Below are 15,656 nucleotides of genomic sequence, written 5' to 3'. Positions count from 1 at the left end.
GGGACCGGCCGGCGGGTGGGACGGCAACGGCCGGGGAGCTCATGGAGCACCTCGGCCGTCGTGTACCGCAACCGCCCACCCGCGCGTTCCTCAGCAGGAGGACGGCGCCGGGGCCGGCTTCGTCAGCGCGGTCAGCGCGGTGGCTGCCGTCTGCGGTGGGCTGAACGCCTTGAACTTCGTACCGATGATCAGATCGACGTCCGCGCCCTTGCGCGCGTCGGTCTTCGTCGCCGCGCCCGGCAGCTGGGTGCCGAGCACCGGGAACGTGCCGTTGACCGCGGCCGGGGCGCCCAGCAGCAGGCCGGTACCGGCGACCTTCTTGTCGTACGCGGCGGTGGCGTTGCCCACCTTGCCGATGGTGAAGCCGCGCTTCTTCAGCTCGTCGGCCGCCGCCTTGGCCAGTCCGCCACGCGGGGTCGCGTTGTAGACGTTGACCGTGATCTTCGCGGGCTTCGGCAGGACCTTCGCGGGCGCGGACGGCGCGGCGGTCGGGCAGTCCGCCTTGCGGTCGGCGGCGCTGGCCTGTTTGTCGCCGCCCGTGAAGACATCGATGAGCTGCAGCGTGCCCCATCCGGCGAGCCCGAGGGCGACCAGGGAGGCGATGGACGCGAGGACCAGTTTGCTGCGGCGGCGGGGGCGCCGCATGCGCGGGTACTTGTCACCCGTGATGCGGTACTTTCCGCCCATGCCGGGGGGGGTGAGCATGCTCATGGGCGCAGCGTAGTGCGGCCAGGTGATGATGACTATTTGATGATCGACGGATCGCACCCGTCCGAGTGCGAAAGCACCCGAACGAACCCCGTCGGAGTCGAACGCGGCCGGGGGAGCGGCTCAGCCGAGTTCGAGCACGCGGGCGTGCAGCACCTGGCGCTGCTGGAGCGCGGCACGGACCGCGCGGTGCAGTCCGTCCTCCAGGTACAGGTCGCCCTGCCACTTCACGACGTGCGCGAACAGGTCGCCGTAGAACGTGGAGTCCTCGGCGAGAAGCGTTTCGAGGTCCAGCTGGCCCTTGGTGGTCACGAGCTGGTCGAGGCGGACCGGGCGCGGCGCGACATCCGCCCACTGCCGGGTGCTTTCCCGGCCGTGGTCGGGATAGGGCTGCCCATTTCCGATGCGCTTGAAGATCACACGGAAAGCCTACCGGTCAAGACCCTCCGGGCGCAGCCATGGGGCGGGACTGCGGCGCGGCCCAGGGCGGCATATAAGCGGCCATTCCGGGATTGAGGCAGCGATGAACGAGAGCCCTCGGCCGCCCCGGTGCGCGCCCCGGCGGCCCCGGGCGCACACCGGGGGCGCCCGGGGCCGGGCTCACTTGCCCTTGGCCGCCGCCTTGGCCGCCTTCGCGGCCTGTTTGGCCTCCTGCTTGAACGCACGGACCTCGGCGAGTGACTCGGGCCCGGTGATGTCGGCGACCGAACGGTGCGAGTCCGCCTCCCCGTACGGCCCCGCCGCCTCCCGCCACCCCGGCGGCCGGACGCCGAACTGCTTGCCCAGCAGCGCGAGAAAGATCTGCGCCTTCTGGGTGCCGAACCCCGGCAGTGCGTTGAGCCGCTTACGGAGATCGGCCCCGGAGGTGGCCCCGGTCCACACCGCGCTCGCCTCGCCGTCGTACTGCGCCACCAGGTACTGGCACAGCTGCTGCACCCGCTTGGCCATCGAGCCCGGATAGCGGTGCAGAGCGGGCTTGTCGGTGAACAGCCCGGTGAAGGCCTCCGGGTCGTACGTGGCGATCTCATGGGCGTCCAGGTCGTCCCCGCCCATCCGCTGCGCCAGTGCGTACGGACCGGAGAACGCCCACTCCATCGGCACCTGCTGGTCCAGCAGCATGCCGACGAGGGCGGCGAGCGGACTGCGCGCGAGCAACTCGTCCGCCTCCGGCTGCTGGGCGATCCGGAGGGTGAGGTCTCGGCCCTGGTTGCTGTTGGTCATGGACCCGATGATTGCGAGCCGGGGGTGCGACGGCCAGTGAAACCACCGCCGGTCCGGCTGTTTGCAGCCGTTTGCCGCTGTTTGCCGCTGTTCTCGGCTCCGCTCCGCCCTTCGCGGAGCGCCGCGCACGCCCGGAACGCGGGTGAACGGACCCGGCTCAGCCGTCGATCCGGTCCGCTCCGAGCCGTCGGTCCGGTTCACTTTCAGTCGTCGAGCCGGCCGCTCCGAGCCGTCGGTCCGGTTCACTTTCAGCCGTCGAGCCGGTCCGCGCGTCCGTACAGATAGCGGGCCTCCGGGATGCTCAGGGTCCCGGCGGCGGCCGCACGGTACGCGGCGCGGGCGCCCTCCGTGTCTCCCGCCCGTTCCAGCAGGTGGGCGCGGACGGCGTCCAGCCGATGGTGGCCCGCCAGCCGGTCCGCGAGGGCGTCGGCCTCCGCGAGGCCGGCCCGGGGGCCGTGGACCATGGCGACGGCGACGGCCCGGCTCAGCCAGGCCATCGGCTCGGGGGCGATCCGTACGAGGACGTCGTACAGCGCCAGGATCTGCGGCCAGTCGGTGTCCTCGGCGCGGGCCGCCTCGTCGTGCAGTGCGGCGATGGCCGCCTGCACCTGGTAGGGCCCGGCGGGGCCCTCCCCCAGCGCCTCCTCGACCAGGGCGAGGCCCTCGGCGACGGCGGCCCGGTCCCAGCGGGTGCGGTCCTGCTCGTCGAGCGGGATCAGCTCGCCGTGCGGTCCGGTGCGCGCGGCGCTGCGGGCGTCGGTCAGCAGCATCAGTGCCAGGAGCCCGGTCACCGCCCCGTCCCGGGGCAGCAGCCCGCGTACCGAACGCGTCAGCCGGATCGCCTCCCGGGCCAGACCGGCGCGGTGCAGGGCGCGCCCCGAAGTCGCCGTGTAGCCCTCGTTGAAGATCAGGTAGAGCACCTGGAGCACGGCCGCGAGCCGCTGGTCCCGGTCGGCGGGCCCCGGCTGGACGAAGGCGGCCCCCCGGACCTTCCGCTTGGCCCGGCTGATCCTCTGGGCCATCGTCGCCTCCGGCACCAGATGCGCGCGGGCGATCTCGGCAGTGGTCAGCCCGCCGACGGCCCGCAGGGTCAGAGCGATCTGCGCGGCCGGGGCCAGGTCCGGATGGCAGCACAGGAAGAGCAGGGTGAGGGTGTCGTCCTCGGACGGCGCCCGGCTGCCGCCCGGCACGGACGCGTCGGGCGCCGGCGCGGTGAAGGCGTCCCGCGGCGTGAGCGCGGCCGCCTCCTCCTCCCGGGCCCGCCGGGCGGCGTCGCCACGCAGCCGGTCCACGAGCCGCCGTGAGGCCACCCTGATCAGCCAGCCGCGCGGATTGTCCGGCACACCCTCCTCGGGCCACTGCCGGGCGGCGGCGATCAGGGCCTCCTGCACCGCGTCCTCGGCCGGATCGAAGTGCCCGTACCGGCGTACCAGCGCGCCGAGGACCTGCGGGGCGTGCCGCCGCAGCAGGTCCTCGAGCTCGGTCGTACGCCTCACACATCGCCTCCGCCGCTGTCGATGGCCCGGATGACGACCGGGCGGGCGGGCGCACCGGCGGGCGCCGGGCACTGCGTGACACGTGCGGCGATCTCGGTAACCCGCTCCAGGCTCTCGCATTCGAGCACCCAGTACCCGGCGAGCAGCTCCTTCGTCTCCCCGTAAGGACCGTCGGTGATCACCGGCCGGCCGTCCTCGCCCGCCGTCACGAACCGGGTCTTCGCCGGTTCGACCAGCCCCTGGGCGTCGATGAGCTCACCGCTCTCGGCGAGATCGTCGTTGACCGCGCCCATGAACGCGAACATGGCCTGTACGTCCTTCTCGCTCCAGGCCGGGTTGCCGGTGGACGCGTTCCCGCGCATCGCCTCGTAATCGGCCTGCGAGCCCTGAACCATCACCAGGTACTTCATGATTCCGCTCCCTCTCGGTCCGTTCCCTCGCCGCCCCTCGTGGGCGGCTCTCACAGGGGACGTCGGAGCGGGGCGGCCGTTCTCGACACCGCGCCGGAGAATTTTCCGGAGATCCCGGAGAATTCCCGGAACGGCCCAGGGGCAAAGGCGCATGGTGGTCGGGGGCCGTGGTTGTTCGGGGGATCGTCGCGAACCACTCGCACGTACCCGTGGGATCGCTCGTCAAGGGCGTTGCTCAGCCGTGCGACACCCATGCGACATCCATGCGATGTCCGAGTCGAAGGAGCCGCAGTGAGTGCGCGCATATTGGTCGCCGAGGATGACGCGAAGCAGGCGCGGCTGATCCGGATCTATCTGGAACAGGCGGGGGACGAGGTGCAGATCGTCTCGGACGGCCGTTCGGCGATCGACCGGGCCAGGTCGTCGCGGCCGGACCTTCTCGTGCTCGACGTGATGATGCCGAACGTCGACGGTCTCGACGTCTGCCGCATCCTGCGCGCCGAGTCGCAGGTCCCGATCCTGTTGCTCACCGCGCGCAGCACCGAGGAGGACCTGCTGCTCGGTCTGGACCTCGGCGCCGACGACTACCTGACCAAGCCCTACAGCCCGCGAGAGCTGACGGCCCGCGTGCGGGCACTGCTGCGGAGGTCGAAGGCGGCGGCCCAGGCCGTGCCCACCGTGCTGACCGTGGGGGAGCTGGAGGTGGACACGACGCGCTTCGAGGTACGGGCCGCCGGGCGGCCGGTGGCGCTGACCGGCAAGGAGTTCGCGATCCTGACGGTGCTGATGGGGGAGCCGCAGCGGGTGTTCACGAGGGCGCAGATCATCGACCGGGTCTTCGGGTTCGACCGGAACGTCCTTCCGCGCACGGTCGACGCCCATGTCATGAATCTGCGGCGCAAGCTGGAGAAGGGCCACGAGGGTACGCACTACGTGGAGACCGTCTACGGACGCGGTTACCGTCTGGAGCAGGGCACGCAGACCACGCAAGGCACGCAGGCCACGCACGGCACGCGCGGCGACGGGACCGTGGGATGAGTTTCCGGCTGCGGGTGCTCGGGCTGATCATGCTGGTGGCGATGGCCGCCACCGCGGCGACCGCCTGGCTCACGCTCCGCCAGGCCAACAGCCAGGTGGAGGAATCCGCCCGGGCCGGCCGCCAGGAGGTGTCCCGCATTCTCGAGGGGCTCACCGCGTACGGCTACGCGCACGGCACCTGGGAGGGCGTGGCTCCCACCGTGCGTTCCCTGTCGGCGGCCACGGGGCAGCGCATCCGGGTCGTCACGGAGACGGACGTCCTGGTCGCCGACTCCGATGTACTCGCCGGCCACCGCCCTCGGGAGGTGAGCGGGCAGCCGCCGGTGCTGGCCGATGCCCGCCCCCAGCTCCGGCTGCCCGCGGCCAAGTTGGCGCGCGCCTCCGTGAAACGCACGGTGAGCGCGATCGCGGAGTACCGGACGGCGGTGGCCCATGCGGCCTGTCTGACGAGGGCCGGGGCCGCGGTGACGGCCCGGCCGGACAGCATCGGCCTTCCCCGTTTCGGGACGGACCGGCGTCCGGCGCAGTGCAGGGAACCCACGGAGGCCGGCCCCGATCCGTACGCCACACAGGACAGTCTCGCCGCCGTGAAGTGCGAGAGCGATCCGCGTCTCTCCGCCTGTCTGCAACGGGTCTTCAACGAGCGCACCGCCTCCGTGTCACCCCCGCGACTCCAGATCAGCCTCGGGGCGCGTGACGAGTCACCGGCGGGCCTGGCTGCGGCGCCCACCGTGGCCGTGGCGGGCGGGGTCGCCCTTGCGGCGATCATCGCGGCCCTGATCCTGAGCCGGGCCGTACTGCGCCCGGTCCGTGCGCTGACCGCGGCGGCGCGGGGCCTGGGCGGCGGCGATCTCGAACACCGCGTCCCCGTGTCCGGCCGCGACGAGATCGCCGAACTCGGGCGGGCCTTCAACCGGATGGCGGACTTCCTCCAGGGCGCGGAGGAGCGCCAGCGACGGATGACCGGCGACATCGCCCATGAACTGCGCACCCCGCTGGCCAATCTCCGGGGCTATCTGGAGGCACTCCAGGACGGGTTCGTCGAGCCCACGCCCGAGCTGCTCGACTCCCTGCACGAGGAGGCGATGCTGCAGCAGCGGATCGTCGACGACCTCCAGGATCTGGCCCTGGCCGAGGCCGGGGTGCTGACCTACCACCGGGCGGTCGCCGACCTGCGGGACGTCCTCGACGCCTCGCGTACCGCGCACCGGGCGGCTTCCGAACGGGCGGGTGTCACCCTGGAACTGACCGCGCCCCTGCCCGTGCGGGCGGAGGTCGACGCGGACCGGCTGCGCCAGGTCGTCGGCAATCTCGTCGGCAACGCGTTGCGCGCCACGGCGCCGGGCGGCACCGTGGCCCTGGAACTGCGGCAGGAGGAGCGCACGGCGGTGATCCGCGTGCGGGACACCGGCAAGGGCATACCGGCGGAGCACCTGCCCCACCTCTTCGACCGCTTCTGGCGCGCCGATCCGGCCCGGGGCCGCGCCACCGGGGGCAGCGGCCTCGGGCTCGCGATCGCACGGCAGATCGTCACCGACCACGGGGGCACGATCACGGTGGAGAGCGCGGTGGGCTCCGGCACCACGTTCGTCGTCTCCCTCGCGGCCGTCGCCGGCTGACCAGGGTGTGGTCCACCCCGGGCGCTCAGGTGCCGGCCAGCGCCTGTGTCGGGGCGAGGCGCCCGGCGCGTACCGCCGGATAGAGCCCGGCGACCGCGCCGATCACCAGGGTGACGGCCATCCCGGCCGCCGCCGCCCACATCGGCACCTCGGTCGGCCAGTGCCGCACGTACGCGTACCCGGCGGTGATCGCCGTACCCAGGACCGTCCCGCCGAGCCCGCCGAGCGCCGACAGGAGCAGGGACTCGGAGACGAACTGACCGCGGATCTGCCCGCTGGTGGCGCCCAGGGCGCGACGCAGACCGATCTCCGGCCGGCGTTCCAGGACCGAGATGACCATGGTGTTGCCGACGCCGACCCCGCCGACGAGCAGGGCGACGCCCCCGAGCCCGAGTAGCAGACCCGTCAACGCGGATTCGGTGGCCTCACGGGCGGCCAGCGCGTCCGAGGGCCGGGAGACGAGCACACTGCCCGGCTTCTGCGGATTCGCCGTGGCGGCGAGCACACCGCGTACGGCACCGACCCGGTCGTCGCGGGCGCGCACGTACACGGTCGACGGGTGTCCGTCGAAGTGCAGATAGGTGCGTGCCGCCTGTCGGCCGACCAGCGCGGAGCCGTCGATCTCCGGTGCGAGAGGGGCCGGCCGCAGCACTCCGACGAGCGAGAACCAGGTGCCGCCCAGCCACAGCCGGGTGCCGGGTGTGTACGCGTCGAGCCGGCGGGCGGCCTGCGCGCCGAGCACGACGGCCGGATACTCCTGGGTCGCCTCGTCCAGCCAGCGGCCGGTCTCCACCGTCGTCCCGATCGCGGCCGGCAGCTCCGGATCGGCGGCCGCCACCCGGATGCTGCCCGTGCGCCCGACGGGTATCCGGTCATTGCGGTAGACCGCCGCCGCCTCGATCTCACCGGTCGCGGCCACCTCCCGCACCGGACCGATCCGCCGGATCATCGCCGCCGCCTCCCCGGGCAGCCTCGTTGTCTCCCCGTCGGGCGACTGTCCGGGGGAGACGCGCAGCATGTTGGTGCCGAGCCGGTCCAGCTTCCGGTCGACCTCCGCACGGCCGGAACTGGAGATGCCGACGACGGCGACCATCGCGGCCACCCCGATGGCGATGCCGAGGGCGGACAGGAACACCCGCACCGGGCGTGTGCGCAGACCGGTGCCGCCCAGCCGCACGAAGTCCGCCGGGCTCAACCGGGCGGGCCGCAGCCCGGACGCGCCGCTCATCCGTGAACCCCCTGACCGGCCGGGGTGCCGGCACGGTCGCCGACGATCCGGCCGTCCCGCATCTCCACCTTCCGGTCGAACACCTCGGCCATCTCGCGGTCATGAGTGATCACCACCACCGTGGTGCCCGCGGTGTGCAGTTCGCGCAGAAGCGCCAGGACCGCGGCGCCGGAGACGGAGTCGAGATTGCCGGTGGGCTCGTCGGCGAGGAGCAGGGCCGGCCCACCGATCACGGCACGGGCCACCGCGGCCCGCTGCCGCTCGCCGCCCGAGAGCTGGTGGGGCAGATGACCGAGACGATGGCCGAGTCCGACGCGGGTCAGCGCCCGCGCGGCCCGGCGCCGCCGCTCGCGCAGCGGCTTCCCGGCGTACAGCAGCCCGTCGGCGACGATGTCGAGCACCGGCATCCCGAGGGCCAGATGGAACTGCTGGAAGACGAATCCGATGCGCTGCGCACGCAGGGCGGACACCTCGCGATCGGACAGGTCGGCGACGTCGTGGCCGTCGATGACCACGCGCCCGGCGGACGGCCGGTCGAGCGTGCCCATGAGGTGCAGCATGGTCGACTTTCCCGATCCGGACGGGCCGACGATGCAGACGAGTTCGCCGTACCGGACGGTGAGATCGACGTCGTCGAGGGCCGTCACCCGCCCCGGATAGTGCTTGGACACCGCGGTGAACTCGATGACGGCGCGGAGGGCTTCTCGGTCCGGGCTCATCCGGGCACCCGCACCTTCATGCCCTCACGCACCCGGGGGCCGCTCACTTCGACCTTGCCGTCCGCGAACAGCCCGGTCCTGACCGGTACGAAGCCAAGGGACGCGTCGTCGCCGGTACCGCCGTCGGCCTCGCTGTCGCCCTCTTTGGAGATCTCCAGCCCGTATCCGCCTTCCGCGAGTGCCACCAGGGCGGCGACCGGTACGGCCAGTACGTTCCTGCGCTGCTTGACGGCGTAGCGCACGGTGACCGGTCCGCTCTGCAGCCTGCCCAACGACGCGTGGTCCCCGAAAACGATCACCACCGTCACGGTGGCGGCCGGGTCTCCTCCTCCGTCGCCCCCGCCCGCCGGGGCACCGTCCTTTCCGGCCCCTGACTCCGGTGCGGCGGCGTCCTCGCCCACGCTCGCCACGGTTCCCGGTACGGCTCGCCCGCCGGGCAGCTCCACGCTCACCGTGGTGCCGCGCTGCGCCCAACGTGTCTCGGTGGCCTGCGCGTTGACGGTCACCATGCGGGAGGTCCCGGTGTAGGTGACCGGAGTTCCCGTCGCCTCGGCCCCCACCCGGGCAGAGGTGCCGGCGATACGGACCGCTCCGGGCGCGTAGACGACGGAGCCGGCGTCGACCGTGCCGGTCCGCGGAAGCCCGAGGTCCTTCTGCCAGCGCTCGACCGCCGCGGCCGTCAGCTCGGTGTAGGAGTCGTCGACGGTGAAACCCGAGTAGCCGAGAGCGCTGAGGTTGCTCTCGAACTGTTTGACGTCCATCCCGTGCAGGGGAACCGTCCGCTGTCGCGCATCGGACGCGGGCTGTCCGGAGTCCGGGCTGCCGGACGAACTGCCGCCACCCTTCGCAGCGGAGCCTGAGTTCGTACCGGAGGAGGTGCCGGTGCCGGAATCCGCTTCGGTTCCGGACCCGGCCTCGGACCCGGCCTCGGACCCGGCCTCGGACCCGGCCTCGGACCCGGCACCGCTCCCGCCCCCCGCGCCGTCCGTCGTCTGCCGCAGACCGAGATCGCGGTACATGGGCAGGCTTCCGTACAGCAGCACCACCGGCCGGTCGTCGATCCGCAGCACCTGCTCTCCGCGCCGCGCGGTGGTGCCGGAGGCGGGGAGCCACGTGATCGTTCCCTGTGCCTTCACCGGGAAGGGCACCTCGGGACCGTGGCCGAGCTGCCCATCGATCTCCGTCCGGTCGGTCAGGGTCTCGCGTGACACCTCCACCAGCCGGCCGCTTCTGCCCGGGGCCTTCGCCTCGTCCGAACCGTCTCCGCCGAGCCCGAGGGCGCCCACCGTGCTGACCGCGGCGACGAGGAGAATCGCCGCCGTGATCAGGAGCGGCCCGCGCCGGTGCCGCCCCGGTTCCTTCATGTCGTCCATGCGCCCGGCCCCGTCAGCCCTGGGGTGCGGGCGCGTCGTCCGGCACGCCGATGATGGAAGCGCAGGTCCGTGCGGCGCGCTTCGCTCCGGCCGACGCCGGATCCCAGGTGACGTCCTGGAAGTGCCCCGATGCGTCGGTGTCGGGGAAGTCGGGCGCCCCGTGCTCCTGCATGCAGGTGGCGTACCGCTGCTTCGTGCGTATCTCGTCCTTGGAAAGCTCGGGCTGCTGCGCCTTCTCGACACTGTCCGGTACGGCCACGCTGAGGCCGGCGCACTTCTCCTGAGCCTGCAGAGCCTTCGGGTCACGCTTCCACTTCGTTTGGTCGCCGAGATCGACCCTGCCCCGGGCGTCCGGATCGGGGGCGTCGAGTCCCGCGTCGCGCAGACACGAGACCCACCTGCGCTGGGCGTCGACGTACTCGGACAACTCACTCGAGGCGCCCGGGGACGCGGTGGCTGAGCCCTTCGGGGTTGCTGCCGAAGCCACCTCGCCACCGCTGCCGCCGTCACCACCGCAGCCCGTCGTCAGGGCCAGCGCAGTCAACGACACCGCGCCCATCAGCCACAGCCGGCCCTCGAACCTCCGCCGTGCACGCATCCCCAGGTGCTCCTCACCGCTGTCGCCGGCCACCCACTGCGTCCGGCGGGACGAACGTAGAAGCGCACCCATGAAGGACCTGTGAAGAAGCAATCAAGAAGTGTTCCGGAGACGGAGCACCTCGTTCAATGCCGCTCCAGCGCGGCGAGGCCCTTCTGCATGTCCTCGGTGTTCATGACCGGCTGGATCTCGATCTCCGCGCCCAGGCCCTCGAAGAGCGGCTCGGCGATGGACGGCAGGAGCGAACTGTCCTGCATGTCGAAGACGAACGTGCAGGACCGCTTTCCCCCGCTGGGCCCGAAGTAGGCCGCCTCCGGCTTGAGCCGCTCCGCGAGCGACTGCATGATCTTCGGCAGACTGCCGTTCTTGACCGCCTCGTTCGCGAGCTGGGTGTCCAGCTGTGCTCGCAGCATGACCCTCATGGTGTGGCTCCTTCCGTCCCCCGGGGCCGGCGCGGATCCGTCCGCGCGCGCAGGACCCCGGCGACGTCCCGCTCAGCGTCACCGCGGGCGATCGGGGCAGCCAACATCTCGTGCACCATCCGGAGACCCGGCCGACTCATGCGGAGCCGCCCGCACACGCCACCGGCGCACTCCGACTGGCGTGCTACGGGTGAATATGCGCGCAACGCGATGCGCCGTGGGCCGTGCACCGGCACTCTGCTGAGTGCGGAGCAGCCGGGGGATCCGCAGGCCAGGGGCCTGCCCCCTCCTCCTCCGCAACCGGAGTCACGTCCCGGCGAAGTACGGCGGACGCGAGTCGAGGGGGGCGCTTCAGTGACGTTCGGTGCAGCGGGACCATCCGGTCACACGCAGGCGACGGGTGAGCCGGCGAACAGAAGCGGCGCGCGGCCGGAGCGCCTCCCCGTTGCCGCGCGGCCGGAGCGCCTTCCCGTCGGCGCGCAGCCGGAGGCCCCCGCCGTGCGGGCGGTTCCGGTGCAGCCGAGCCGCCCGCCCGGCGAGCAGGGGCGGCGGCCGGTGCCTCGCCACGTGGCGTGCGTGATGGACGGGAACGGCCGGTGGGCGCAGCAGCGCTCCCTGCCGCGTACGTCCGGGCACAGCGCGGCGGAGGCGACGGTGATCGATGTCATCGAGGCGGCGCGGTCGGCGGGGGTCGAATGGCTCAGCCTGTACGCCTTCTCCACCGAGAACTGGCGGCGCCCGGGCGACGAGGTCGACTTCCTTATGCGCCTGGTCCGCCGTGTGGTGCGCAAACACGCGCTGCTGCTGCACGCCCGCGGCATCCGGTGCCGGCTCCTGGGAGCCGGGGACCCGAGAATTCCGGCCCCTCTGGCCCGGGACTTCGCCGACCTGATGACGCTCACCGAGGCCAATCGGGGCATGACGCTGACGGTGGCGTTCGACCACGGCGGGCGTCAGGACATCGTCGCCGCGGCACGCTCCCTCATCCGCGCCGGCGTCCCCGCCGATGCCGTCGACCAGGCGTGCTTCGCCGCGCATCTGCCGGTTCCGGACACGCCTGACGTGGATCTCGTGATCCGTACGTCCGGCGAACAGCGCATCTCCAACTTCATGCTCTGGCAGGTGGCCTACGCCGAGTGGATCTTTCCGCCGGTGCTCTGGCCCGACTTCCGTGCCCCGCACCTTCTGGAGTGCCTGCACGAATACCGGCGCCGCGACCGCCGCTTCGGCGGAGTGGCACCGCAACCGAAGGGATGACCTCGAAGGTGAAGGACACGGACAGCGGCCACTCCGCGCCGACCGGGCCCGGGAACGGGCCCAGGACCGAGAACGGGCCCAGGACCGAGAACGGGCCCAGGACCGAGAACGGGCCCAGGAATGGGAACGGCATCCCGTACGAAGACCCCGGCCGGGAGACCACCGCGTCGCCGGCCGGATCCCTGTTCGGGCCCGGCTCGCAGTTCCACCGCTTCTTCAACGATCCCCGTTGGGCACTGGCCGTCGTCAGGGCCACCGTGCTGGAAGCCGCCCATCCGCAGATCGGCGCGGCGCTGGCCGACAACTCCTCCTTCGTGGTGCACCCGTGGCGACGGCTGAGCAACACCCTCGTGAGCCTGCAGCGCATGTTCGGAGCCGACGAACACGTCAGGCAGCGGGAGGCGGCACGGCTCAACCGTCTCCACTCACGGCTGAGCGGCACGGACGCCAGGAACCAGCCCTACGACGCGATGGACCCCGAGGTACGGGCGTGGGTGGTCGCGACGCTCTTCGAGAGCTCGGTCACCATGTGCCGGCTGAGCGGACAGCCGCTGGACCAGGAGACCATGGAAGGCCTCTACGCCGAATTCCAGGCCTTCCTCGCAGCGTTGGGGGACCGGGCGGGCCATCTGCCGCCCACTCTGCCCGAGTTCTGGCAGTACTACGACCGCATGGTCGCGGAGGAACTGCAGAACACGGAGGCGCTGCGCATCATCCTCTACAAGCTCTTCGAGCATCTGCCGGCACCGCCGCTGTTCGCGGGAATGCCCACGGTCTGGGCGACCGGCCGCGCGCTTGCGGGGCCGGTCATCGGCACCGTCACCGTGGCTTCCCTCCCCGAGGTCTTCCGCCGCAGAGCGGGCCTGCCGGAGGTCCCCGGCGCCCAGACGCTGATGCAGGGCGCCTATATGGCCGCCCGTCTGGCCCGCGCGCTACCCGACAACTGGGTCCAGGCGGAGAACGTCGTCACCCTGCTCAACCTGTCGCCGGACGGCGACAGCCCGATGGCCGAGACGCTCACCACTCTGCGCGCCCGGACGAAACGGGCCGCCGCACTGTTCCGGCTGATCACACCGGTACCGGCACCGCGGGACGCCACGAGCGGCCCGGACGGGGCCGGGAGCCGGCGCGACGCCCGCGCCTTCTTCACCGAGGTGCTGGACCAGACCGGGGACGGCTCTCTGGACTGGCCCGACCTGGCCGCCATGGCCCGGGAACTCTGCTCCCGCCTCGACCTGGACGAGCCGGAGGAGACCCGCCTGTACGACGCCTTCGCCGCGTGGTGGCGGGAACTCCAGTCAGCCCTGGACAGCGACGGCGACGGACGGGTGAGCGAGGACGAGTACGTGGCCGCGGCCCCGTCCCTGGCAGGACCGGCGCTGATCAGGGTCGCCGAGACCCTCTTCGACGCCGCCGACGCGGACGGTGACGGGTCCATCGACGCGGAGGAGTACCGGGCCCTGTTCAGGAGAGGCTTCGGACGAACCGTCCTGGACGCCGAGGGCCGCTACTCCCGGAGCGCTTTCGTCCGGGACTTCCTGTCCTTCATGTCAGGCCGTCACCGTTCGACCCTTTACGACCCGCTGCTCTCCGACGCGTAGAACCTCGACGCGCAGAACCTCGACGCGCAGAACCCCGACGCGCAGAACCTCGAACCGCCGGGTCGCTTTCGCACGCCCTCGCCCGCCCGTGCTCGTCGGGGCGAGTGGCGTACGCCTGAACGAGACCGGAGCCGAGACCGCCAACGCCGAAGGGCCCCGCAGCAAGCTGCGGGGCCCTTCAACGTATTGCCCGGTGAGAGCAATGGCGGAGGATACGAGATTCGAACTCGTGAGGGGTTGCCCCCAACACGCTTTCCAAGCGTGCGCCCTAGGCCACTAGGCGAATCCTCCGCGGCAAACAATACAAGACGTTGAGGAGTGCTCGCGAACCCGTTCCGCCCCGGACCTCTCCGGTCGGCCCCGGAGGGGTCTCCGGAGGTGGGGGAGGTGGACTTGCGGGGAGGTGGACTTGCGGGGGTGGGGATCGGCTAAGGTGGGCGTCAGCCCCTCACGTGGCGCTATCTGACTGAACTCCCCCAGGGCCGGAAGGCAGCAAGGGTAAGTTGGCTCTGGCGGGTGCGTGGGGGGCCCTTGCGTTGTCCGGGCCGGGTTGCGGCCAGGACTTCCGGTCGGGCCGAGGGCTTCCGGTCGGGGTATGGGCTTCGGGTGTCCGGAATCTCTGGGGTGACGTTTACCGCAGCCGGCGGAGTGCCCGGTACGGGGCCGGTTGTCAGTCCGCCCCGATAACCTCGTATGTGTGTCGTCCCTTGCGCTGTACCGCCGCTACCGCCCCGAGTCGTTCGCCGAGGTCATCGGTCAGGAGCATGTCACTGACCCGCTGCAGCAGGCCCTGCGGAACAACCGGGTCAATCACGCGTACCTGTTCAGTGGTCCGCGAGGCTGTGGCAAGACGACCAGCGCGCGCATCCTCGCGCGCTGTCTGAACTGTGAGCAGGGGCCCACGCCCACGCCCTGCGGGGAGTGCCAGTCCTGCCAGGACCTCGCGCGCAACGGGCCGGGATCGATCGATGTGATCGAGATCGACGCCGCCTCGCACGGTGGTGTGGACGATGCCCGTGATCTGCGGGAGAAGGCGTTCTTCGGGCCGGCTTCGAGTCGTTACAAGATCTACATCATCGACGAGGCGCACATGGTCACCTCGGCGGGGTTCAACGCCCTGCTGAAGGTGGTCGAGGAGCCGCCGGAGCACCTCAAGTTCATCTTCGCGACCACGGAGCCCGAGAAGGTCATCGGCACCATCCGGTCGCGTACCCACCACTACCCGTTCCGGCTCGTGCCGCCCGGGACGCTGCGCGAATACCTCGCCGAGGTGTGCGGCAAGGAGAACAGCTACGTCGAGGACGGGGTCCTCCCGCTCGTCGTGCGGGCCGGTGCCGGATCCGTGCGTGACTCGATGTCGGTCATGGACCAGCTGCTGGCGGGTGCCGCCGACGACGGTGTGACGTACGCCATGGCGACGTCCCTGCTCGGTTATACGGACGGCTCCCTGCTCGACTCGATCGTGGACGCCTTCGCGGCCGGCGACGGCGCGGCCGCCTTCGAGGTCGTGGACCGGGTGATCGAGGGCGGCAACGACCCGCGCCGGTTCGTCGCCGACCTTCTGGAGCGGTTGCGTGACCTGGTGATCCTGGCCGCCGTGCCGGACGCCGGGGAGAAGGGCCTCATCGACGCACCGGCAGACGTCGTCGAGCGGATGCAGGCCCAGGCGTCCGTCTTCGGCGCCGCCGAGCTCAGCCGCGCCGCCGACCTGGTCAACGAGGGGCTCACGGAGATGCGGGGCGCGACCTCGCCGCGGCTTCAGGTCGAGCTGATCTGCGCCCGGGTGCTGCTGCCCGCGGCCTTCGACGACGAGCGTTCCCTCCAGGCCAGGCTCGACCGGCTGGAGCGGGGCGCGTCCTTCGCCACCACCGGGCCGGGCCCCTCGATGGGGTACGTTCCCGGGCCCGAGGCGCTGGCCCACGCCCCGGTCGCACCGCAGGCACATGCCCCCGCCGCACCCCAGGCC

15 protein-coding genes, 1 tRNA gene and 1 other RNA gene are annotated in these 15,656 nt (G+C 71.9%); 6 read left to right on the top strand and 11 right to left on the bottom strand.

What is annotated here, in order from left to right:
- Positions 1-90: 90 nt before the first annotated feature.
- From EAO72_RS25510 to EAO72_RS25490, 5 genes are all read right to left on the bottom strand, one after another.
- The gene (locus tag EAO72_RS25510; RefSeq protein ID WP_148022032.1) at positions 91-687 is read right to left on the bottom strand and encodes a LytR C-terminal domain-containing protein; all 597 of its coding nucleotides are present in this window, start codon (positions 685-687) and stop codon (positions 91-93) included.
- A gap of 144 nt (positions 688-831) precedes the next feature.
- Positions 832-1,128: a type II toxin-antitoxin system VapB family antitoxin gene (locus EAO72_RS25505; protein ID WP_073736427.1), complete on the bottom strand. Its 297-nt coding sequence runs from the start codon at positions 1,126-1,128 to the stop codon at positions 832-834.
- Between the two features lie 180 nt (positions 1,129-1,308).
- A complete protein-coding gene (locus EAO72_RS25500) occupies positions 1,309-1,929 on the bottom strand; it encodes an HhH-GPD-type base excision DNA repair protein (protein ID WP_148019549.1) in 621 nt (206 codons plus the stop codon).
- A 248-nt stretch (positions 1,930-2,177) separates the two neighbouring features.
- A complete protein-coding gene (locus EAO72_RS25495) occupies positions 2,178-3,425 on the bottom strand; it encodes an RNA polymerase sigma factor (protein ID WP_187285439.1) in 1,248 nt (415 codons plus the stop codon).
- Complete coding sequence (locus EAO72_RS25490; RefSeq protein ID WP_148019547.1) at positions 3,422-3,835, bottom strand: YciI family protein; 414 nt, start codon at positions 3,833-3,835, stop codon at positions 3,422-3,424. The genes EAO72_RS25495 and EAO72_RS25490 overlap by 4 nt, the downstream gene beginning before the upstream one ends.
- Positions 3,836-4,126: 291 nt before the next feature.
- Between EAO72_RS25490 and EAO72_RS25485 the strand changes: the two genes are divergently transcribed.
- Both EAO72_RS25485 and EAO72_RS25480 read left to right on the top strand, forming a co-directional pair.
- Positions 4,127-4,873 (top strand): response regulator transcription factor, encoded by a 747-nt coding sequence (locus EAO72_RS25485; protein ID WP_148019546.1) that lies wholly within the window; start codon positions 4,127-4,129, stop codon positions 4,871-4,873.
- Entirely contained in the window at positions 4,870-6,492 is a 1,623-nt protein-coding gene (locus tag EAO72_RS25480) for a sensor histidine kinase (protein ID WP_148019545.1), read from the top strand. Before EAO72_RS25485 ends, EAO72_RS25480 begins: the two co-directional genes overlap by 4 nt.
- Before the next feature lie 25 nt (positions 6,493-6,517).
- Here EAO72_RS25480 and EAO72_RS25475 read toward each other — a convergent pair whose 3' ends face one another.
- From EAO72_RS25475 to EAO72_RS25455, 5 genes are all read right to left on the bottom strand, one after another.
- Positions 6,518-7,720, bottom strand: a complete 1,203-nt coding sequence (locus EAO72_RS25475) for an ABC transporter permease (RefSeq protein ID WP_148019544.1) — start codon at positions 7,718-7,720, stop codon at positions 6,518-6,520.
- Positions 7,717-8,439: an ABC transporter ATP-binding protein gene (locus EAO72_RS25470; protein WP_148019543.1), complete on the bottom strand. Its 723-nt coding sequence runs from the start codon at positions 8,437-8,439 to the stop codon at positions 7,717-7,719. Before EAO72_RS25470 ends, EAO72_RS25475 begins: the two co-directional genes overlap by 4 nt.
- The gene (locus EAO72_RS25465; RefSeq protein ID WP_148019542.1) at positions 8,436-9,812 is read right to left on the bottom strand and encodes a peptidoglycan-binding domain-containing protein; all 1,377 of its coding nucleotides are present in this window, start codon (positions 9,810-9,812) and stop codon (positions 8,436-8,438) included. The genes EAO72_RS25470 and EAO72_RS25465 overlap by 4 nt, the downstream gene beginning before the upstream one ends.
- 13 nt (positions 9,813-9,825) lie before the next feature.
- Positions 9,826-10,410, bottom strand: a complete 585-nt coding sequence (locus tag EAO72_RS25460) for a hypothetical protein (protein WP_148019541.1) — start codon at positions 10,408-10,410, stop codon at positions 9,826-9,828.
- Positions 10,411-10,535: 125 nt separating this feature from the next.
- Complete coding sequence (locus EAO72_RS25455; protein ID WP_187285205.1) at positions 10,536-10,832, bottom strand: DUF3303 family protein; 297 nt, start codon at positions 10,830-10,832, stop codon at positions 10,536-10,538.
- A 513-nt stretch (positions 10,833-11,345) separates the two neighbouring features.
- Between EAO72_RS25455 and uppS the strand changes: the two genes are divergently transcribed.
- Both uppS and EAO72_RS25445 read left to right on the top strand, forming a co-directional pair.
- Entirely contained in the window at positions 11,346-12,089 is a 744-nt protein-coding gene (gene uppS, locus EAO72_RS25450) for a polyprenyl diphosphate synthase (RefSeq protein WP_261991806.1), read from the top strand.
- Positions 12,086-13,690 carry an oxygenase MpaB family protein gene (locus EAO72_RS25445; RefSeq protein ID WP_187285204.1) on the top strand — a complete coding sequence of 535 codons (1,605 nt, stop codon included), beginning with the start codon at positions 12,086-12,088 and terminating at the stop codon, positions 13,688-13,690. Before uppS ends, EAO72_RS25445 begins: the two co-directional genes overlap by 4 nt.
- A gap of 203 nt (positions 13,691-13,893) precedes the next feature.
- Here the strand turns inward: EAO72_RS25445 and EAO72_RS25440 are convergent.
- Positions 13,894-13,981, bottom strand: a tRNA-Ser gene (locus EAO72_RS25440).
- A gap of 149 nt (positions 13,982-14,130) precedes the next feature.
- Here EAO72_RS25440 and ffs point away from each other — a divergent pair.
- Together ffs and EAO72_RS43325 are read left to right on the top strand one after the other, a co-directional pair.
- Positions 14,131-14,225, top strand: an RNA gene (gene ffs, locus EAO72_RS25435) — signal recognition particle sRNA small type.
- Positions 14,226-14,387: 162 nt separating this feature from the next.
- Positions 14,388-15,656 (top strand): DNA polymerase III subunit gamma and tau (locus EAO72_RS43325; RefSeq protein ID WP_261991635.1); only part of this gene is annotated, 1,269 nt, incomplete at its 3' end.

The sequence above is a fragment of the Streptomyces sp. OR43 genome (assembly GCF_008042275.1).
Taxonomy (GTDB): Bacteria; Actinomycetota; Actinomycetes; order Streptomycetales; family Streptomycetaceae; genus Streptomyces.
The sequence above is the reverse complement of the archived record's forward strand: the minus strand, read 5'-3'. Positions and strand labels throughout refer to the sequence as shown.